General features: G+C 54.9%; 22 protein-coding genes. 10 read left to right on the top strand and 12 right to left on the bottom strand.

Annotation, left to right across the window (positions count from 1 at the left end; genetic code table 11):
- Positions 1–79: 79 nt before the first annotated feature.
- Together KO486_RS01755 and KO486_RS01760 are read right to left on the bottom strand one after the other, a co-directional pair.
- The gene (locus KO486_RS01755; RefSeq protein ID WP_216035506.1) at positions 80–592 is read right to left on the bottom strand and encodes a class I SAM-dependent methyltransferase; all 513 of its coding nucleotides are present in this window, start codon (positions 590–592) and stop codon (positions 80–82) included.
- A gap of 151 nt (positions 593–743) precedes the next feature.
- A complete protein-coding gene (locus tag KO486_RS01760) occupies positions 744–1,661 on the bottom strand; it encodes a manganese-dependent inorganic pyrophosphatase (RefSeq protein WP_216035507.1) in 918 nt (305 codons plus the stop codon).
- A 306-nt stretch (positions 1,662–1,967) separates the two neighbouring features.
- On the opposite strand from KO486_RS01760, the gene KO486_RS01765 reads away from it, so the two are divergent.
- On the top strand, positions 1,968–2,147 hold the full coding sequence (locus KO486_RS01765) for a hypothetical protein (RefSeq protein ID WP_216035508.1): 180 nt from the start codon (positions 1,968–1,970) through the stop codon (positions 2,145–2,147).
- Positions 2,148–2,177: 30 nt separating this feature from the next.
- Here the strand turns inward: KO486_RS01765 and KO486_RS01770 are convergent, their stop codons facing one another.
- Positions 2,178–2,531 (bottom strand): MmcQ/YjbR family DNA-binding protein, encoded by a 354-nt coding sequence (locus tag KO486_RS01770; protein WP_216035509.1) that lies wholly within the window; start codon positions 2,529–2,531, stop codon positions 2,178–2,180.
- Positions 2,532–2,584: 53 nt separating this feature from the next.
- On the opposite strand from KO486_RS01770, the gene KO486_RS01775 reads away from it, so the two are divergent.
- Entirely contained in the window at positions 2,585–3,247 is a 663-nt protein-coding gene (locus tag KO486_RS01775; protein WP_216035510.1) for a DUF2161 family putative PD-(D/E)XK-type phosphodiesterase, read from the top strand.
- A 3-nt stretch (positions 3,248–3,250) separates the two neighbouring features.
- Here the strand turns inward: KO486_RS01775 and KO486_RS01780 are convergent, their stop codons facing one another.
- Positions 3,251–4,237, bottom strand: a complete 987-nt coding sequence (locus KO486_RS01780; protein WP_216035511.1) for a TraB/GumN family protein — start codon at positions 4,235–4,237, stop codon at positions 3,251–3,253.
- A gap of 148 nt (positions 4,238–4,385) precedes the next feature.
- Between KO486_RS01780 and KO486_RS01785 the strand changes: the two genes are divergently transcribed.
- The 3 genes from KO486_RS01785 to groL all read left to right on the top strand — a co-directional run bounded on the left by KO486_RS01785 (position 4,386) and on the right by groL (position 7,264).
- On the top strand, positions 4,386–5,096 hold the full coding sequence (locus tag KO486_RS01785) for a VIT1/CCC1 transporter family protein (protein WP_216035512.1): 711 nt from the start codon (positions 4,386–4,388) through the stop codon (positions 5,094–5,096).
- Between the two features lie 192 nt (positions 5,097–5,288).
- Positions 5,289–5,576 carry a co-chaperone GroES gene (locus KO486_RS01790; protein ID WP_216035513.1) on the top strand — a complete coding sequence of 96 codons (288 nt, stop codon included), beginning with the start codon at positions 5,289–5,291 and terminating at the stop codon, positions 5,574–5,576.
- Positions 5,577–5,617: 41 nt separating this feature from the next.
- Complete coding sequence (groL, locus tag KO486_RS01795) at positions 5,618–7,264, top strand: chaperonin GroEL (protein ID WP_216035514.1); 1,647 nt, start codon at positions 5,618–5,620, stop codon at positions 7,262–7,264.
- 124 nt (positions 7,265–7,388) lie between these two features.
- On the opposite strand, the gene KO486_RS01800 is transcribed toward groL, so the two are convergent.
- Positions 7,389–8,279 (bottom strand): DMT family transporter, encoded by an 891-nt coding sequence (locus tag KO486_RS01800; protein ID WP_216035515.1) that lies wholly within the window; start codon positions 8,277–8,279, stop codon positions 7,389–7,391.
- 197 nt (positions 8,280–8,476) lie between these two features.
- Positions 8,477–8,923 carry an NUDIX hydrolase gene (locus KO486_RS01805; RefSeq protein ID WP_216035516.1) on the bottom strand — a complete coding sequence of 149 codons (447 nt, stop codon included), beginning with the start codon at positions 8,921–8,923 and terminating at the stop codon, positions 8,477–8,479.
- Positions 8,924–9,000: 77 nt separating this feature from the next.
- On the opposite strand from KO486_RS01805, the gene KO486_RS01810 reads away from it, so the two are divergent.
- The gene (locus KO486_RS01810; protein ID WP_216035517.1) at positions 9,001–9,735 is read left to right on the top strand and encodes an alpha/beta fold hydrolase; all 735 of its coding nucleotides are present in this window, start codon (positions 9,001–9,003) and stop codon (positions 9,733–9,735) included.
- Positions 9,736–9,852: 117 nt separating this feature from the next.
- Here KO486_RS01810 and KO486_RS01815 read toward each other — a convergent pair whose 3' ends face one another.
- The 3 genes from KO486_RS01815 to KO486_RS01825 form a co-directional block, all read right to left on the bottom strand.
- Positions 9,853–10,938, bottom strand: coding sequence for a 5-(carboxyamino)imidazole ribonucleotide synthase (locus KO486_RS01815; RefSeq protein ID WP_216035518.1), 1,086 nt, complete (start codon positions 10,936–10,938; stop codon positions 9,853–9,855).
- Positions 10,931–11,416 (bottom strand): 5-(carboxyamino)imidazole ribonucleotide mutase, encoded by a 486-nt coding sequence (gene purE, locus KO486_RS01820; protein ID WP_252734456.1) that lies wholly within the window; start codon positions 11,414–11,416, stop codon positions 10,931–10,933. The genes KO486_RS01815 and purE overlap by 8 nt, the downstream gene beginning before the upstream one ends.
- 69 nt (positions 11,417–11,485) lie before the next feature.
- Positions 11,486–11,716, bottom strand: a complete 231-nt coding sequence (locus KO486_RS01825) for a DUF465 domain-containing protein (RefSeq protein WP_216035642.1) — start codon at positions 11,714–11,716, stop codon at positions 11,486–11,488.
- A 163-nt stretch (positions 11,717–11,879) separates the two neighbouring features.
- Between KO486_RS01825 and KO486_RS01830 the strand changes: the two genes are divergently transcribed.
- Both KO486_RS01830 and KO486_RS01835 read left to right on the top strand, forming a co-directional pair.
- Positions 11,880–12,293, top strand: a complete 414-nt coding sequence (locus tag KO486_RS01830; RefSeq protein WP_216035519.1) for an Hsp20 family protein — start codon at positions 11,880–11,882, stop codon at positions 12,291–12,293.
- 3 nt (positions 12,294–12,296) lie between these two features.
- On the top strand, positions 12,297–12,521 hold the full coding sequence (locus KO486_RS01835; protein ID WP_216035520.1) for a DUF1150 family protein: 225 nt from the start codon (positions 12,297–12,299) through the stop codon (positions 12,519–12,521).
- Between the two features lie 3 nt (positions 12,522–12,524).
- Here KO486_RS01835 and KO486_RS01840 read toward each other — a convergent pair whose 3' ends face one another.
- Together KO486_RS01840 and KO486_RS01845 are read right to left on the bottom strand one after the other, a co-directional pair.
- Positions 12,525–13,118 (bottom strand): hypothetical protein, encoded by a 594-nt coding sequence (locus KO486_RS01840; RefSeq protein WP_216035521.1) that lies wholly within the window; start codon positions 13,116–13,118, stop codon positions 12,525–12,527.
- A 248-nt stretch (positions 13,119–13,366) separates the two neighbouring features.
- The gene (locus KO486_RS01845) at positions 13,367–15,445 is read right to left on the bottom strand and encodes a bifunctional sulfate adenylyltransferase/adenylylsulfate kinase (RefSeq protein WP_216035522.1); all 2,079 of its coding nucleotides are present in this window, start codon (positions 15,443–15,445) and stop codon (positions 13,367–13,369) included.
- A gap of 272 nt (positions 15,446–15,717) precedes the next feature.
- Between KO486_RS01845 and KO486_RS01850 the strand changes: the two genes are divergently transcribed.
- Positions 15,718–16,365, top strand: a complete 648-nt coding sequence (locus KO486_RS01850) for a VPLPA-CTERM sorting domain-containing protein (protein ID WP_216035523.1) — start codon at positions 15,718–15,720, stop codon at positions 16,363–16,365.
- A gap of 212 nt (positions 16,366–16,577) precedes the next feature.
- Here KO486_RS01850 and trxB read toward each other — a convergent pair whose 3' ends face one another.
- A complete protein-coding gene (gene trxB, locus KO486_RS01855) occupies positions 16,578–17,519 on the bottom strand; it encodes a thioredoxin-disulfide reductase (RefSeq protein ID WP_216035524.1) in 942 nt (313 codons plus the stop codon).
- Positions 17,520–17,701: 182 nt separating this feature from the next.
- On the opposite strand from trxB, the gene KO486_RS01860 reads away from it, so the two are divergent.
- Positions 17,702–18,202: an Lrp/AsnC family transcriptional regulator gene (locus tag KO486_RS01860; protein ID WP_216035525.1), complete on the top strand. Its 501-nt coding sequence runs from the start codon at positions 17,702–17,704 to the stop codon at positions 18,200–18,202.
- The last annotated feature ends 2 nt before the right edge of the window (positions 18,203–18,204 follow it).

The raw sequence follows: 18,204 nt of genomic DNA on the forward strand, positions 1-18,204 counted from the left end.
GTATGGGACCAATGTTGCCTAAAGAGGCTAACCTAATGGAATGTCGCCAACAATGCTGGATTGGGCAGGTTTGGCGTGTTCACGCCTGACGTGCGAAGAGATAGCCCCCTTTTAGGTGTTCGACGGTCCATGGGCTGTTTTGGGTCCGAAGCGTGGATGTGAAGTCCGGGATGTTTGAGGTTTCATCCGCGATCAGCAGCCACCCGTTCGGGCGGATGTGGCCCAGAAGGCGGGTCAGGACTGCGCGGCGATCCGGTGCACTGAGCATATGCAAGGTGCGGTCGATCAAGATGACATCGAAAGTGCCTGACGGGACATATGACACGATGTCGGCCACGATGCCCTGTATTGGAAGGCCGTCTTTGGTGGCCGCATCGTTGAGCGCGCGAATGCCGTTGGGCGAGAGATCCACGCCCGTCACATGGTGACCTTTGCGGGCCATGAAAACGGCGTCGCGCCCCTGACCGCAACCAACATCAAGAATGCGGGCGTTTGGGTGATCGAAACGGTCGAAAAACTCCACGAAGATCGGGGTCGGTTCCCCGAGTGCGTTTTCGGTTTCGCCATAAAGTTTGTCGTAGTTGTATGCCATGTACCAAGGATACCCGAGCCGTGGCGAGATGGCTAAGTGAAATATGTCGTGAGCGGTTGAGGGCGAGGCAGGTTCAGATGCAACAAGGCCCGCAGCGTGGAGCTGCGGGCCTTGGAGAAATTGCGTAATGGGGGTCACCCATCCAAAGAGATCAGACCTTGAGGTTTGGGATGATCTGCTTTTTGCGGCTCATGACGCCGGGCAGGACTACGTTGTCGCCCGTCACGGTCGCACCGAAGGATTTCTCAGCGACTGTTTTTGTCAGATCATTCGGGATCAACATCGTTGCTTCTTCGTTCAAGATATCGACAACGAACAAGAGAACCTGATCAACGCCGTCCTCGGACGCAACGCCAGTCATGCTTTCCATGATGGAGGCTTTGCGGTCCAGAACGATGGCAGGGGCCGTTGTTTCTAGAACGGAGACGCGGAATTTGGTGCCGTCGACTTCGTATTCTTTGGAATCCATACGCAGAAGTTCCGCGTCAGAGAATGCAGAGACGTCAGATTTCGCAGCGAACATTTCAGTCGCGTAATCCGCGATGGACAGGTTCAATTCTCCAGCGAGCTTTTCAGCCAGTGCTTTGTCTGTGTCGGTCGTCGTCGGGGAGCGGAATTCCAAGGTGTCGGAAATGATGCAAGACAGAACCAAACCTTTGACGTTGTCAGGCATGTGATCGGCGTGTTCGCCCATCAGGTCGTGCATGATTGTCGCTGTGCAAGCCAGTGGGCGGATCGTGATGTCGATCGGGCCTTTTGTTTCCAGACCGCCAACCAGTTTGTGGTGGTCGATAATCGCAGTGACGTTGGCGCCGTTGATGTTGGCTGGCAGTTCGGCTGGGTTGTTGGTGTCAACAATCACGCAGTCCTGATCGTCGGCGACGTCATCAATGATGTCTGGCTGTGCAAAGCCCCATTTTTCAGCAACGAAAGCCGCTTCGGTGTTTGGCGTGCCCAGCAGTTTCGCTTCGGCTTTGGTGCCCGTGTGGTTCATGAACCACGCCCAAATCAGGGCAGAGCCAAGGGAGTCTGTATCAGGGGCCTTGTGGCCGAAAACGAGAGTTGTCATTAAAAATGCGCCTATTATCGGTTGGAATTTGGGGCCTTATAGGGCGCGCCGTTCTGCCTGTCACCCCTACGCAGTGGCATGGCTGATTTGACGCGGGCGCGGGTCTGCGCTTAAGATTGGCCCACTTTAGAGGAGTGCCCAGACAATGACACAGCATAGCTGATCCCCGTCACACCTGACTGGCTGGCGCGACCCGCCTGCCGCATTTCTTTTAGGAGTACCCTGACAATGGAGCAGACCGGATAAATCCGCTCGCGCTGCGCGTTATCGTGTGGCCAATTTTCCAGATACATCAGGAGGCAAACTATGCCCCGTTCTTCAAAACCGCGCCGCAAGACTGCGGCCAGCGCACCAGTGGCGCGTTCCAATCGCCGCGCCACCACCCCGAAACAAGCCAAGGGACCAAACGATCTGGGCCGACGCGGGCGCAGTGGGCAAACCGCCGCGCGCGCGACCAAATTCCCAGGACGCCAAGGCGGGCGTTAAAACAAGGGGCCCCAGTCTCGGACTGGGGGTCTACAGCCCCAGTTCGGTACGTTTCTTTTTGGTGAGGGCGGCGACGGCCATTTCGTGGGAATAGGTGATGTGGTTTTGCAGCTCCACGTCCGAAAGCCCCGGATCGCGGGTGTCTTGCAGCCATTTCATCCCGCGCGAGGCGAGGTAAGGCGCGGGGCGAATGCCTTGCATGTCAGGTAGTACTTCAAAGGCGATTGGCGAGACTTTGAACGTCACCGCCGTGTCGCCGTTGTTCCACCCAAGGACGGCGAACAACTTACCGCCAACTTTCCAGACATCCGAATTGCCCCACTGAACGACATGGGTCGCCTGCGGGAGGGATGCACAGAAGGCGTTGATGGCTTCACGGTTCATGTTGGCAGTTTGCTGGCTTGGTTCGCAGGTGTAAATGCTGTTAATCTTACCCCATGAGCAAACCTCGCGAAGCAGATCTATACGCCCCCGTAAAAGCCTACCTTCAGCGGCAAGGCTATGACGTGAAAGGCGAGGTCGGGGCCGCCGACGTTGTCGGGCGGCGTGGCGACGAGGTGGTTATCGTCGAGCTCAAGGTCGGGTTCTCGCTGGCGCTGTTTCATCAGGGGATCGAGCGGCTGGCGGTGACGGATGACGTATATGTTGCTGTGCCTGCGGGCGGAAAAGACAAAGCCCTGCGATCCAACGTGAAATTGGCACGCCGTTTGGGGCTTGGTGTTTTGACGGTGCGGCTGCGGGACGGGTTCGTTGAGGCATTGGCCGATCCGGGGCCGTACGCGGCGCGCAAGATCAAGAAGAAGAAGACCAAGATGTTACGCGCCTTTGACCGATTGGATGGCGACCCGAACGAGGGTGGGGCCACGCGGCACGGAATCGTGACAGGCTATCGGCAAGATGCGCTTAAGTGCGCTTTGTATCTGGTGAATTCAGGGGCCGAGAAAGGCGCGATCGTAGCGAAGGCCACAGGCGTCACCGTGGCCACGACAATCATGCGCGACAATCACTATGGCTGGTTTGAAAAGGTCGAAAAGGGTGTCTATTCCCTGACGCCCAAAGGGCAGCAAGGCGTCAAGGATTGGGGCGATGTCCTCGGCTGAGGGTTAGAGCGGCGAGATCGTCCAGCCTTCGGTTTCAAGCAAACGTAAGACTCCGTTTTCGCCGATCAGATGCGCCGCTCCGAAGGCCACGAAGACATTTTTATGATCGAGTGCGGCTTTTTCGATCACAGGAATCCAGTTGGCGTTGCGCTGGGTCAGTAACATCTCTTCCATCATCGCCATTTGTTCATCGAACACCGCTGGGTCCACGTCAGGTAGGAAGTGTTGTGTGTAATAAGTCATCTGCCAAGCGTGGGCGGTTTGACCCGCAAAGTAGTCTTCCACCAGCGTGACCATCAACGCGTCGGCCAAGTCAGGCTCAAGCAACCCCATGCGCAGGGCATCTACCTGTTCGTCAAAAGTGCCCGACGTCAGCAGCGCGAACATCTCTTGCCACGATTCGAGCGGGGCCACCGGTATGTCGAGCGTCGCGGCTTGGTCCATCAAAAGCGCATCAAGCCCGCCTTGCCCGCTCATCATTTCGGCGGCAGCACAGGTTGGAATGGATAAGGTCAACGCTAAGAACCAAGGCTGCATTTTTGCGACCATAAAACCCGGAAGGCCGCGCTGCTCGGCGGCGATGCGGATCGTGTCCCATGTGGCGTCGTCCAGAAGGTCGGGCAGGGTGGGGCCATCGGTGATCACCAGCATGTCAGGGTTTTGCGCCATATAGGTCTGCATGTCGGCTTGGTCTTGCTGCGTGGCTTCGACCAGCAGTAAATCGGCGGCCGTCAGGCGCGGCAGTGCAACATCAAGGGTCACGGCATGGCGGGGGTCTGGCAAATGCATCGTGCCAAGAATGGTAACTGTATGACCATCTTTCTGCGCCTGCCAATAATTGCCCAAGGCATAGGGTGTCGCCGCCACTGTTTCGTTGATCTCGACCAAGTCTTGCGGCGTAAGGTAGGTCTCGAACCGGTCCCCGTTGCACAGTGCAAGGGCGGGAAGCGGCAGGACAAACGCAAAAATGGTAGCAAGCAAACGCGACATGGTATCCCCTTGGGTGGTTGCCTGTTTAACTTAGGGTGCGGGCGTGTGCCGTGCAACGGAGCACGGCATTTATGCTAGGAAAATGGCTTGATCCAACGCAAGGCGGAGTCAACGCGGCGTGTTAACTTGAGGTCGAAAAGGAGATCACATGAGCGATCATTCACATGAGCCACACGACATTGCAGCGCGGATCGGCGAACCCAAGGGGCGCGGCGTTCTGCGGGATGCGATCTATGGCGCGATTGACGGAACGGTCACGACCTTTGCAATCGTTGCGGGGGTGGCGGGTGCTGGGCTGTCACCGTTTGTGGTGGTCGTGCTGGGTCTTGCCAATGTGTTGGCGGATGGGTTTTCCATGGCGGCGGCGAACTATTCCGGCATCAAAGCCGAACAAGACAACTACAAACGTATTCGCCAGATCGAAGAACAACACATCAAGGACCACCCAAAAGGCGAATGGCTTGAGGTGCGGGAAATCCTGTCGCGTAAGGGATTAAGTGGCCGTGTGCTGGATCAGGCAACGGACGCGGTGACGCAAGACAAAGAGAGCTGGATCGAGTTGATGATGGAGGGCGAGTACGGATTGGGCGGAATTGATCCGCGTCCTCTGCGCGCTGCACTTACAACGTTCGCGGCGTTCCTTGTCGCGGGGATGGTTCCGGTTGCGCCGTTCTTGTTTGGGTTAGAGAACGCGTTTCAACTGTCCGCATGGATGACCATGTTTACGTTCTTTTGCATCGGCGCCCTGAAAAGCCATTGGTCGCTGACACCTTGGTGGTGGTCCGCATTGGAAACGATGTTGATCGGCGGCGCTGCGGCTGGGTTGGCTTACGGCGTTGGTAACTTGTTTTACGTCTAACGGCCGAACCCCAGTTCAATAACGCCTGACACGCGCCTTTTGAGCGGGGCGCACCAATTATTTTCCCGTAGTTGTTGACTCACCCATTTTGCTTCCTTACCTATCCGCTGCTAGCACTCATATGACGTGAGTGCTAACGGCCCCGAAAAAGGGGCCGGAGAATTAAAACTGTTAAGCTAGGGAGCTACAGAAATGGCTTTTACACCGCTTCACGACCGCGTCGTTGTTCGTCGCACTGAAGGCGAAGAAAAGACCGCTGGCGGTCTGATCATTCCAGATGCAGCTAAAGAAAAGCCTGCTGAGGGCGAAATCGTTTCCGTTGGTGCAGGTGCACGTGACGACGACGGTGATCGCATTGCGATGGACGTCAAAGTTGGCGATCGCGTTTTGTTCGGCAAATGGTCCGGCACAGAAATCACCATCGACGGCGAAGAGCTGCTGATGATGAAGGAATCCGACATCATGGGCATCCTGTCCTAAGTCGACCGATTTATATTTCGAAATTCAAAGGGAGCTAATCAATGGCTGCTAAAGACGTAAAATTCGGGACAGACGCCCGTAACCAGATGCTCAAGGGTGTGAACATCCTTGCTGACGCGGTTAAAGTTACACTCGGCCCTAAAGGCCGCAACGTTGTGCTGGAGAAATCCTTCGGCGCGCCACGCATCACCAAAGACGGTGTATCTGTTGCCAAAGAGATCGAGCTTGAAGACAAGTTCGAAAACATGGGCGCACAGATGGTTAAAGAAGTTGCGTCCCGCACCAACGACGAAGCTGGCGACGGTACAACAACTGCAACAGTTCTTGCTCAAGCCATCGTTAAAGAAGGCATGAAAGCTGTTGCAGCTGGCATGAACCCAATGGACCTGAAGCGCGGCATCGACCTCGCGACAGCAAAAGTTGTTGACGCAATCGTCGCTGCTGCACGTCCTGTTGCGGACTCTGCAGAAGTTGCAAAAGTCGGCACAATCTCCGCAAACGGCGAAGCCGAAATCGGTGGCCAGATCGCAGACGCAATGCAGCGTGTTGGCAACGAAGGTGTTATCACTGTTGAAGAAAACAAAGGTCTCGAGACTGAGACTGACGTTGTTGAAGGCATGCAGTTCGACCGCGGTTACCTGTCCCCTTACTTCGTCACGAACCCTGACAAGATGACAACAGAGCTCGAAGACGCAATCATCTTGCTGCACGAGAAGAAGCTTTCTTCCCTCCAGCCAATGGTTCCACTTCTCGAGTCCGTGATCCAATCCGGTAAGCCACTCCTGATCATCGCTGAAGATGTTGAAGGCGAAGCTTTGGCGACACTCGTTGTGAACAAACTGCGCGGCGGTCTGAAAATCGCAGCTGTTAAGGCACCTGGTTTCGGCGATCGTCGTAAAGCCATGTTGCAAGACATCGCGATCCTTACTGGCGGTCAGGTTATCTCCGAAGACCTCGGCATGAAGCTTGAGAACGTCACAATCGACATGCTTGGTTCTGCTAAGCGCGTTTCCATTACCAAAGACGAAACAACAATCGTTGACGGTTCTGGCGAGAAGGCCGAGATCGAAGCACGCGTGCAGCAGATCCGTAACCAGATCGAAGAAACAACATCCGACTACGACCGTGAGAAGCTGCAGGAACGTGTAGCCAAGCTTGCTGGTGGTGTTGCTGTTATCCGCGTTGGCGGCATGTCCGAAATCGAAGTGAAAGAACGCAAAGACCGCGTAGACGACGCTTTGAACGCGACACGCGCAGCTGTGCAAGAAGGCATCGTTGTTGGCGGTGGTGTTGCTCTGGTTCAGGCGGCTAAAACTTTGGCTGACCTCGAAGGCGCAAACGCTGACCAAACAATCGGTGTTAACATTGTTCGCAAAGCTCTCGAAGCGCCACTGCGTCAGATCGCTGAAAACTCTGGTGTCGACGGGTCCGTCGTTGCTGGCAAAATCCGCGAATCCGATGACAAAGCATTCGGTTTCAACGCGCAGACAGAAGAATATGGCGACATGTTCGGCTTCGGCGTTATCGACCCTGCGAAAGTCACACGCACAGCTCTTCAGGATGCGGCATCTGTTGCTGGCCTGCTGATCACAACCGAAGCTATGGTTGCTGACAAGCCGTCTAAAGACGGTGGCGGCATGCCAGGCGGCGGCATGCCAGACATGGGCGGCATGGGCGGCATGATGTAATCACAAACCCAATGGGTTTGTGATCAGACTACAAAGCGGCAGTTGTTTCGAAGAAACAATGAGAGCTTTGAAGCCTATCGCCTAAAGATAGAAAGGGCGTCCCGTTTGGGGCGCCCTTTTGAGTTCAACGACCCACCGATTTTCCGCGCCAAAGGATGAATAGGCCAGAAAATACGATCAAACTGGAACCAAGCACCATTGCGGAACTCATTTGCTCTCCGAATATCACAACACCCAGCGCAATCCCGAAAAGCAGCCTTGTGTATCTGAAGGGTGTTACCGCAGAGACTTCGCCGGTGCGCATTGCCTTCATAAGGCAAGAATAGGCGCCGACACCCGCGAGGATTGCCCCTAACAGGTATAAGGACGTCTCAATGTCAGGGTAAAGAAATGTCGCCCCTTCCCAGATCGAGAACATCCCGCCAGCGACCACAATCGACAAGAATCCATACAAACCAAGGATATTTGTGCTGAGCGTAGCAGGTGCAGCACGGCTCGCGAGGTCACGCCCTGCAAAACCAAACATGCCGACAATAGCAAGGATCGACAGCACCGAAAAACTGTCTGTTCCTGGCTGGATAATAATTACCACGCCAATCAAACCGACGAAAATCGCAAACCACCTGCGCCACCCGACCTTTTCGCCGAAAACTAACGCGGCACCAGCGACAACAACTAGCGGGGTTGCCTGCAAGATAACCGTAGCGGCTGATAATGGCGTCAAGGTTATGGCAAGGACATAGAACAAGCGGCCGACAATTTCGAATACGACGCGGATGCGCATCGGGCGCGATACCACATCTTGCACGAATAGCGGTTTGCCATTGAAGCGTGCCAAACTGGCAAACACAGCGGCCCCGCCTAAACCGAAGATTATCAGGATCTGCCCAACCGACAGGGTGGAGGAAGCCGCTTTCACAAATGCGTCCTCAATGGCAAATATAGCCATCGCAGCAACCATCCAGATGCTACCAAGCAAGTTCGTTCTGCGATCTGTTTGGTTTTTCGTGGTCATGGATGATCCGATTTAGATGTCGTTTGTCGCGATGATTGGTAGGGTGCGCGTCATTGTCATTGTCATGAGCATCGAGAGCGATGCCAGCGCCGTTCAGATCTGTCAACCAATGCCCGCCATAACCAGCCATTCGTAGTGTAACCGCGAACGGCAACTGCGGCCCGCACAGCAGACATGGCTTCCTCAGTCAATTGCCATCACGGCAGGATCACCTCAAGAGCGTCATAAACCGGCGCGTCGCGATCACCCCAAGCCACAGCCGCGAGGGATCTTGGCCGTACGGTCATCCCATCCAACTCTTCACGAGTCACCCAACGGCGCAGGCTGACGATGTGTTCAGGGTCTTGCCATGTGTCTTCCAATTTACCGCCCGCCAGGGTGCAGCGAAAGAACACCTCGACCTGATGGAAGTCGCCGTCTGGGTCGTGAAACTCATTGAGCAAACAAGGCGTGCCGACCTGCACGGTTAGTCCCGTTTCTTCGTGGATTTCGCGGGCGAGGTTTTCCGGCAGACTTTGGTGGATTTCTGCCCCTCCACCGGGCGCACACCAGAGGTCGCCGCGCCCTTTGTAGGCGTTCACCAACAATAAGCGGTCATTGTGCATAAGAATGCCGCGTACAGCGAGGCGAATTGGGCGTGTCATAGGGGCAGAGTGACGCGGTGCGAAAGGTCAGGCAAGTCTGACCTTATTATTTCTTGCGGGTGGGTTATGTAGAGGGCATGAAACGGATTGTTACGATAGCTATGTTGGCCTTGGTCCCCGTCTCGGCGGCGGCGGAAGATTGCGTTGTGTTGTTGCACGGGTTGGCGCGATCCGAGACGTCGTTTTTGCCATTGCAGGAACTGCTGGAATTTGACGGCTACCACGTCGTCAATGAGGGCTACCCGTCAACCAGCGCGGACATTCGCACGTTGGTGGATCAAAACGTGCCACAAGCAGTTGCAGCCTGTGGAAACAGGCGCGTGCATTTCGTGACCCATTCCATGGGGGGTATTTTGGTGCGGGTGTATCTATCCACCGATCGCCCAGAGATTATGGGCCGTGTCGTGATGTTCGGACCACCCAACGATGGATCGCAACTGGTTGACGTGCTTGGTGATTTGGAACCGTTTGAATGGATCAATGGACCCGCAGGCATGCAGCTTGGCACGGAAGAAATTGATCAAGAGGGGGCGCCGCTGAGCCTGCCTTGGCTGGGGTATGAATTGGGGATCATTGCGGGGGATCGATCCCTGAACGCCTATTACTCGAGTCTGATTGATGGGCCTGATGACGGCAAGGTCAGCGTGGCATCAACGCGGCTGGACGGGATGCAGGACCATATCACTTTGCCTGTGACGCACACGTTCATGATGAACAACCCGCTGGCGATGCGCCAAGCGATGGAGTTTATCGCCGAGGGGCGGTTTGATCGATCGCTTAGCCTAAGTGGTGTGATGTTCGGGTTTCAATAAGCTGCGCCTGCGGCGAGCGGGGGCGCCCCTGCGGGGCGCCAAAAGAGGGGGCCAGCCCCCCGCCGCTGTGCGGCTCCCCCCGAGGTGTTTTAGAAACAAAGGCAAAGGCCTGAGGTCCTATTTGGCGGGGCCTGTGACGGTGTTGATGTGGCCCATTTTACGGCCCTTTTTGGCGTCAGCTTTACCATAAAGGTGGATCGCCGTGTTTGTTTTTGCGATCTCGGGCAGGCGATCTACGTCATCGCCGATCAGGTTTTCCATAACAACGTCTGAGTGGCGCGTGCCGTCACCCAAGGGCCAGCCCGCAATTGCCCGGATGTGTTGTTCGAATTGATCGACCGTGCAGCCGGCTTGGGTCCAGTGGCCGGAATTATGCACGCGTGGCGCGATTTCATTGACGATCAGACCGTGGGGCGTGACGAAAAGTTCGACCCCCATAGTGCCGACGTAATCCAGCGCGTTCAGGATATTGGCTGTTAGCAAGACAGCATCAGTGCGTTGCGCGGGTGTCAGTTTTGCAGGCAATGTTGTGGTGTGAAGGATGCCATCCCGGTGAACGTTTTCACCGGGGTCAAAGCAAGAGATCGCGCCATCGGCACTGCGGGTTCCGATCACCGAGACTTCTATGCTGAAGTCGATGAAACCTTCGAGGACAGATGGCGCACCTGCCATGTCAGCCAGTGCTTGTGGGGCATCATCTGGCGACATCAGGCGAGACTGGCCTTTGCCATCATAACCCAGACGGCGGGTTTTCAAGATCGCTGGAATACCAATTTGATCGATCGCGCGTTCAAGGTCTTCTGCGGTTTCCACGGCCGCATAGGGGGCCGTTTGCAGGCCGATGCGGGTCAGAAAATTCTTCTCGATGAAGCGATCCTGGGATGTCGCTAATGCGTCGCGGTTCGGGTGGATCGGGGCGATGGCTTCGACAATGTCGAGCGCTTCGGTCGGGATGTTTTCAAATTCATAAGTCACCACATCGCAGGTGTTAGCAAAGGCGGTGAGCGCCTCGGCATCCGAATATTCGGCCTTGATGTGCGTGTGGGCGACATGGGATGCAGGGCAGTCAGCTTGCGGTTCAAAGATGCAGGTCTTAAAGCCCAGGCGCGAGGCCGCGACGGAGAGCATACGGCCCAATTGGCCACCGCCAAGAATACCAATGGTGGCACCAGTTTTCAGCATATGAGATTGAATATCAGTCATCACTTGGTTCATCCGGAATAGAAGCTGAGAGGGCATCGCGCCACGCATCCAAGCGTTCAGCAAGGTCGGGGTCTTGCAAGGCTAAAATACCAGCGGCCATGAGTGCGGCGTTGGCGGCCCCAGCGGCGCCAATCGCCATGGTGGCAACGGGAAACCCTTTGGGCATCTGCACGATGGAATAGAGGCTATCGACACCAGAGAGGGCCTTGGTTTGCACAGGTACGCCGATCACTGGCACACGGGTTTTGCTGGCCATCATGCCTGGCAAATGCGCAGCGCCCCCGGCGCCTGCGATGATTGCTTGCAGCCCACGTCCAGCGGCTTCTTTGCCGTAGGTCCACAGGCGGTCAGGCGTGCGATGGGCCGAGACAATCTTAGCCTCGTATGAAATACCCAATTCATCCAGAAGCGTTGCTGCTTCGCGCATGGTGGGCCAATCGGACTGGCTGCCCATAATAATGCCGACGGATGGGGTCATGTTTGTGCGCCTTTCATTCTGAAGGGGCTTTATAGCGAGCAGGCGGGGAGGTGCAATCAGCCCCGCCGTTCAAGCAATGATATCAGGGGTTGTTCGATCCTCAAGCACGGCGATTTTGTCTTTCAGCTTGAGCTTCTGTTTTTTCAGACGTTTGACCGTGAGCATGTCAGCCGTTCCGGTTTCTTGCAGCGCATGGATCGCCTCATCAAGGTCGCGGTGGTCTTGCCGTAGCACGCCCAATTGAATGAGCAGCACTTCGTCAGTTTTCATAGGGGTGCTGCTGTTCACGAGCGAATCCATATTGTCAGTGTCGTTGGCCATAGATGTATGTGCAAACGACGTTTTTACAAAGCAAAACCACACACATACGCTTGCAACGGGGCAGATGACCCCCCATATTTTAATCAGGCCGCCAGTATTGGGGCCGGAATTTTGACTGTCGCTTAACCTAAGGACGTGTCGCATGACGAAACTATCACTGGGAACGCATCCGTTCCTTCTTGGCTTTGAAGAGCTAGAGCGCTTGGTTGAACGGACCGCTAAGTCCGGCAACGAGGGCTACCCCCCTTATAACATCGAGCAAACCTCGCAGACGTCCTACCGCATAACACTGGCTGTGGCTGGCTTTGGCGAAGGCGATCTTGCGATCACGGTTGAGGACAATCAGTTGGTGATCCGTGGACGGCAATCAGACGACAGCGAAGGACGCGTATTCTTGCACCGTGGAATCGCCGCGCGTCAGTTTCAGCGGTCTTTTGTGCTGGCTGAAGGGGTCGATGTGGGTGAAGCAATCATGGAAAACGGGTTGCTGCACGTGGATCTCTCCCGTGAAGTGCCGGAGTCTGTGGTGCAAACGATCAATATCAGAAAGGGCTAAGTCATGGATACGAAATTCAATTTTGCCGATATGGGCGACCGCGTTGTTTACGTGAAATCTGTAAATGTCGCTGAACTGCCCGAAGAGGTTCGCGAAGCTGCGGGCGATCGTGAAGAACTGTTTGCGGTGCATGACAGCGAGGGGCAGCAACTGGCTTTGGTGGCGGACCGTCAGATGGCTTTCGTTCTCGCACGACAAAACGACATGCAGCCGGTGACGGTTCATTAAGCCCTAGTCGAGGCTCGGTTTGCGTTGTGACGTGCCAATTGCGATGGCCGATAGCAATGCTACGGCAATGCAACTTCCGTACGCAAATGGAACAAGCGTGTAAAACAACTCGGCTGAGCCTTTCGCCAAGAAACGACTGCTGCCGAGCGCCAATGCAAAAAGCCAGCTGAGTGTTGAAACACCTGCGATGCAGGCCATCGGCAGCCTTAGGGAATTTGGCATATTCAAAATGCGTTTGCCCAATCGCTGCTCAAGGCAGGGCACTGCATAGAGGCCAATGACCAAAGCGTTGGCGGTAAGAACCGTTACGACCAGTATTTTCGTGAACAGTTTTGGGCTGAAGTTTTCCAAAACAAAGCCCGTGCGCAGATAGATGAGTGCGAGGCCAGAGGCCCACATCACAACGATCGCGGCCCATACAATGCGATGACAGCAATCAAGCGTGTCGAGTAACGGCTGGTTAACAGTGGAGCGAATACGGCGCAGGACATTGAAGTCTGCAAAGAACGATGCGCCAATCCCGATCGCTACTGAAAGTAAGTGAATGTAGCGGACAGTGTCATCGATTAGTGTCGTGATCAAAATGTCATTACTCATAAAGATGGGCCGAAATCTATTTACCAAGAACAGTCGTAGAATGAACGCGCGACGCAAAAGATTGAAACACGTGTTCTGGGCAGTAGTCGCGAGGTTCAAAGGTTAACGCAACAGACAATTTACGATTTGGATCAACTAAAGGGTGAGTGTGCCACGCGAAGCAAACCTAAAACAAAAAAAGGCGCAAGCTTGATGCTCACGCCTTTTTGTTAGTCAATTTTGAAAGGCTAAGTTTCAGCCTCGCCGCTTTACTCAGCGGCAATCAGACCCATGCTTTCGAGCTTCAGGATCACCTGATGCGCACAGTTGTCTACGTCGACATTTTCAGTCTCCACGGACAGCTCAGGGTTAACCGGAACGTCATAAGGGTCAGAGATCCCTGTGAATTCCTTGATCTTTCCTTCGCGGGCCAGCTTGTAGAGACCCTTACGGTCGCGCTTTTCACACTCTTCAATGGATGTTGCGACATGAACTTCGATGAATGCACCGAAAGATTCAATGTCTTCACGAACGGCGCGGCGTGTGGTTGCGTATGGCGCGATTGGCGCACAGATCGCGATACCACCGTTCTTGGTGATCTCGGATGCAACGTAACCGATGCGGCGGATGTTCAGGTCGCGGTGCTCTTTGGAAAAGCCCAGTTCGGAGGACAGGTTCTTGCGAACGATGTCACCATCCAGAAGCGTCACAGGGCGGCCGCCCATTTCCATCAGTTTCACCATCAAAGCGTTGGCGATTGTGGATTTTCCTGAACCGGAGAATCCAGTGAAGAACACTGTGAAACCCTGCTTGGAACGTGGCGGCTTTGTGCGGCGCAATTCTTTGACAACTTCAGGGAAGGAGAACCACTCAGGGATTTCCAGACCTTCAGCCAAACGGCGGCGCAATTCTGTGCCAGAGATGTTGAGGATCGTGACTTTGTCTTTGTCTTCGATCTCGTCGATCGCTTCGTATTGCGCACGTTCGTCAACCCAAACCATGTGTTTGAAATCGACCATTTCGATGCCCATTTCTTCTTGGTGGGCGCGGAACAAGTCTTGTGCGTCGTAAGCACCGTAGAAATCTTCACCAGCGGAGTTGGAACCTGGGCCCGCGTGGTCACGGCCAACGATGAAGTGTGTACAGCCGTGGTTCTTACGGATCAGGCCATGCCAAACTGCTTCGCGTGGGCCTGCCATACGCATGGCAAGGTTCAGCAAGGACATCGCAGTTGTGGACTGTGGGTACTTGTCCAGCACTGCTTCGTAGCAACGAACGCGTGTGAAGTGGTCAACGTCGCCCGGCTTTGTAAGGCCCACAACAGGGTGGATCAACAGGTTAGCCTGTGCTTCGCGTGCTGCGCGGAATGTCAGTTCTTGGTGCGCACGGTGCAGCGGGTTACGTGTTTGGAACGCAACCACTTTGCGCCAGCCCATTTTGCGGAAGTAAGCGCGCAATTCGTTTGGCGTGTCGCGACGGGCGCGGAAATCGTAGTGCACTGGCTGTTGGATGCCGGTGACTGGACCACCAAGGTACACCTTGCCAGCTTGGTTGTGCAGGTAGTTGACGGCTGGGTGCGCATCATCATCAGCGCCGAAGACTTTTTCAGCTTCTTTGGCTTTGTTTGGCACCCAGTTGTCGGTGACAGTCATGGTCGCCAGAATAACGCCTTCTTGGTCGCGCAGGGCGATGTCTTGACCAGCTTCAAGAGAGGCTGCGAAGTCCTCAGAGACGTCCAAAGTGATCGGCATTGGCCAAAGTTCGCCTGTTGTCAGGCGCATATTGTCGACGACGCCGTCGTAGTCGGCTTCGGTCAGGAACCCTTTGAGTGGGTTGAAGCCGCCGTTCATCAGCAATTCAAGGTCGCAGATCTGACGCGGTGTCAGGTCGTGGCTGACGAGTTCGCCAGCTTCAACTTTCAGCTTCTGTGCTGAATCGTAGGAGACATACAGCTCTGGGATCGGAGAAAGGTTGTGTTCCATAAGTTTGGTCCTGTTACTAAGAGACGTGAGGCCGGATGCGCTGCCCGTAAGTTCGGCATGTAGCGCGTCGTATTCGGCAAGTTTTCGAGTTAGAAATTGAGTTGTAAGGCGGTTCTTCTCGCCCGCGCCACGTGCCGTGATGGCATAGGTATGGCGCGCGCGTTTGTCTGGGCCGTTGCGGTCTTCGACGTTTACAAGGCCCGCTTCGGTGGCTTGTTTCAACAGTGCGTTAAGTCGACCCAAAGAGACGCCGATCGCCTCTGCGGTCACCCGCTGGGACGCGTCAGGCGCGAGGTCCAACTGCCGTAACAATCGGAACATTTGGTCCTCTTGCTCGGTTGTGATTTTGGCGGGCGACATGGCCATCAGGCGCGACTCACTATTTGTTCAAGCGTGAACATAGGACCAAAGTTTGTTCATGCAAGAACAAACTTGCGCCGATGCTGGGTTTTTCCTGAAACTGGGCGGGTGATGGCGGTATTGTTTCGAAAATTCGCCTATTGAGCGGTCAGCCCCGTCAATGTTTCCACGATTTCCAACTGGGTTTGCGCAGAGTTCGAACGAATTTACAAAAGCATCATTTAATGGTAAATTTTACGGATAAATCGGATAAGTTTTTAAAGTTATGGAGAATTACGATGAGATTGATATCTACAGCTGCTGCATTGGTGGCTTTTTCGTCACCAGCGTTTGCTGCAACCCTCGATTTTACCGGCGACATTTGTACGGGGGGCGGTAGCTGCTCTAATGGCCTGCAGATTGACCAAACTTATGGCGACATTGCTGGTGAGCTGGATGTTGTTTGGGATGCTAACACCGCGACCGCTGCCGATGAGAACGTATTTTATTGGGGTGGCAACTATGAGGACCTGGGATCGGTTGCGTACTCGCTCAGTTCTGGGACGGGGATGTCGATTACTTTCGCCGCGGCAGCTGGTTTCGATGCCTTGCTCGATGGGTTCAGCATCGCACGATATGCCAACCGAGTGGTGACAACGAGCATTACCGTCGTCGACCTGGCGGATAGTTCCGTGCTTCTGGATACTGGAAATTTTGAAACAACATATGACGGCAGTCTTGATTACGTTCTCAACGCTCAATCAAGCGCTGGCTTTGAGATCCTTTTCGGCCCAGATTCTTGGAACGTCGGTATTTCCGACATATCTTATAGTTCACAAGCGACGGCAGTGATCGATCCATCTCCGGTGCCACTGCCTGCCGCTGGCTGGATGCTTTTGGCAGGTCTTGGCGGAATGGCCGCAGTAGGTCGCCGCAAGAACAGCTAAGTTTTAGTTTAGCGAAAAATAGAACGGCGGCCCGGTTATCGGTGCCGCCGTTTTTTTGTGCGCATTGTGGCAATCACACTATCGATGGTGCAATTTCGCTTAACGGTTTTCCGACTGTCACCCGCCAACGGCGCCCAAGACTTGCTGTCACTTTGGAGTGTTGAGCCGATCCAAAATCCCTGAGCAAAGCAAGATTTGGGCTACCTCATTACTTACTCTTGTTCAGCCAACCAGCGTTCAACCTCAAGTGCGGCCATGCAACCCATGCCTGCTGACGTAACGGCCTGACGGTATTTGTGGTCGGTCAAATCGCCCGCCGCGAAAATGCCTGGGATGGATGTTTCGGTGCTGTCAGGTTTGGTGACAACATAGCCGCCCATGTGGGTTTCAAGGTGGTCTTTGACCAGTTCGTTCGCAGGCGCGTGGCCGATTGCGATGAATACGCCTTTGCACGCGATGTCTGTGATCTCGCCCGTTTTGACGTTCTTTGTCTTGATGCCTTCAACGCCAAGCGGGCTATCGGTGCCGTAGACTTCTTCAAGCTGGTTATCCCAAAGCGGTTCGATCTTTGGGTTCTTCATCAGACGATCAATAAGGATCGCTTCTGCGCGGAGTTCATCGCGGCGGTGCACCAATGTAACCTTGGATGCGAAGTTGGTGAGGAACAGGGCCTCTTCAACGGCTGTATTACCACCGCCAACAACAACGATTTCCTGACCGCGGTAGAAAAAGCCGTCGCAGGTGGCGCAGGCAGACACGCCGAAGCCTTTGAATTTCTCTTCGGTCTCAAGACCAAGCCATTTCGCGCGCGCGCCAGTTGCTAGGATGATCGCGTCGGCGACGTATTCTGTGCCGCTGTCGGATTGGCAGACAAACGGGCGTTTGGAAAAATCGATGGAGCTGATGATATCGCCGATGATTTCAGTGCCCATGGCTTTTGCGTGGGCTTCCATGCGGACCATCAGGTCAGGGCCTTGCACTTCATTGTCGCCGGGCCAGTTTTCAACTTCGGTTGTGGTGGTCAGTTGGCCACCCGGTTCGATGCCCTGCACAAGGATCGGTTCCAGCATGGCGCGGCTGGCATAGACACCAGCGGTGTAGCCTGTCGGGCCGGAGCCGATGATAAGAACTTTGGTTTTGCGGGTATCGGCCATGGCTGTAAATCCTCTTTGGTTGGGATGGATATACGCAGCAACTGGGGCGGGTAAAAGGGGGCGTGATACAATGTCACCAACCCGTGACGGTATGATGGAAAATTACCGAGGCGCGAAATATTGTTGCGCAAGGTTTGTGTCTGACGTATGAATCGACGCAACCACAGGGGATTTGCGCCATTATGCCAGGACAGAAGCTGGATGAGATCGACCGGATGATTCTTGCTGAACTGCAAGCAGACGGGCGAATGACCAACGTAGAGTTGGCAAAACGAGTCGGAATATCCGCCCCCCCGTGCTTGCGTCGTGTGCGCACGCTAGAAGAACAGGGGTTCATTCGCGGCTACCATGCGGACGTGAACGCCCGCGAGCTGGGCTTTGAGGTGCAGGTCTTCGCCATGGTCGGGCTCGTGTCCCAAGCCGAAGTGGACCTCAGCGCGTTCGAGCAAAAGTGCCAAGGCTGGCCGCTGGTCCGCGAATGCCACATGCTTAACGGCGAAGTGGATTTCGTTCTGAAATGCGTGGCGCCGGACCTACGAACCTTCCAGAACTTCCTCACAGAAGACCTGACCAGCGCCGAAAACGTCGCCAGTGTAAAAACCTCGTTGGTTATTCGCGGTGCAAAAGATGAACCCGGCGTGCCGTTCGACGTGCTCGAAGAACGGCTGAGGAGGGACGCCTAAGG

The sequence above is a fragment of the Octadecabacter sp. B2R22 genome, assembly GCF_018861045.1.
Lineage (GTDB): Bacteria > Pseudomonadota > Alphaproteobacteria > Rhodobacterales > Rhodobacteraceae > Octadecabacter.

Coding starts and splice junctions, on each gene's coding strand:
- KO486_RS01840 (WP_216035521.1), bottom strand. CDS start 13,118: ATGAGTAATGACATTTTGATCACGACACTAATCGATGACACTGTCCGC.
- trxB (WP_216035524.1), bottom strand. CDS start 17,519: ATGGCCGATACCCGCAAAACCAAAGTTCTTATCATCGGCTCCGGCCCG.
- KO486_RS01755 (WP_216035506.1), bottom strand. CDS start 592: ATGGCATACAACTACGACAAACTTTATGGCGAAACCGAAAACGCACTC.
- KO486_RS01860 (WP_216035525.1), top strand. CDS start 17,702: ATGCCAGGACAGAAGCTGGATGAGATCGACCGGATGATTCTTGCTGAA.
- KO486_RS01770 (WP_216035509.1), bottom strand. CDS start 2,531: ATGAACCGTGAAGCCATCAACGCCTTCTGTGCATCCCTCCCGCAGGCG.
- KO486_RS01835 (WP_216035520.1), top strand. CDS start 12,297: ATGGATACGAAATTCAATTTTGCCGATATGGGCGACCGCGTTGTTTAC.
- KO486_RS01775 (WP_216035510.1), top strand. CDS start 2,585: ATGAGCAAACCTCGCGAAGCAGATCTATACGCCCCCGTAAAAGCCTAC.
- KO486_RS01805 (WP_216035516.1), bottom strand. CDS start 8,923: ATGACACGCCCAATTCGCCTCGCTGTACGCGGCATTCTTATGCACAAT.
- KO486_RS01830 (WP_216035519.1), top strand. CDS start 11,880: ATGACGAAACTATCACTGGGAACGCATCCGTTCCTTCTTGGCTTTGAA.
- KO486_RS01760 (WP_216035507.1), bottom strand. CDS start 1,661: ATGACAACTCTCGTTTTCGGCCACAAGGCCCCTGATACAGACTCCCTT.
- groL (WP_216035514.1), top strand. CDS start 5,618: ATGGCTGCTAAAGACGTAAAATTCGGGACAGACGCCCGTAACCAGATG.
- purE (WP_252734456.1), bottom strand. CDS start 11,416: ATGACCCCATCCGTCGGCATTATTATGGGCAGCCAGTCCGATTGGCCC.
- KO486_RS01825 (WP_216035642.1), bottom strand. CDS start 11,716: ATGGATTCGCTCGTGAACAGCAGCACCCCTATGAAAACTGACGAAGTG.
- KO486_RS01810 (WP_216035517.1), top strand. CDS start 9,001: ATGAAACGGATTGTTACGATAGCTATGTTGGCCTTGGTCCCCGTCTCG.
- KO486_RS01845 (WP_216035522.1), bottom strand. CDS start 15,445: ATGGCCATGTCGCCCGCCAAAATCACAACCGAGCAAGAGGACCAAATG.
- KO486_RS01815 (WP_216035518.1), bottom strand. CDS start 10,938: ATGACTGATATTCAATCTCATATGCTGAAAACTGGTGCCACCATTGGT.
- KO486_RS01790 (WP_216035513.1), top strand. CDS start 5,289: ATGGCTTTTACACCGCTTCACGACCGCGTCGTTGTTCGTCGCACTGAA.
- KO486_RS01780 (WP_216035511.1), bottom strand. CDS start 4,237: ATGTCGCGTTTGCTTGCTACCATTTTTGCGTTTGTCCTGCCGCTTCCC.
- KO486_RS01785 (WP_216035512.1), top strand. CDS start 4,386: ATGAGCGATCATTCACATGAGCCACACGACATTGCAGCGCGGATCGGC.
- KO486_RS01765 (WP_216035508.1), top strand. CDS start 1,968: ATGCCCCGTTCTTCAAAACCGCGCCGCAAGACTGCGGCCAGCGCACCA.
- KO486_RS01850 (WP_216035523.1), top strand. CDS start 15,718: ATGAGATTGATATCTACAGCTGCTGCATTGGTGGCTTTTTCGTCACCA.
- KO486_RS01800 (WP_216035515.1), bottom strand. CDS start 8,279: ATGACCACGAAAAACCAAACAGATCGCAGAACGAACTTGCTTGGTAGC.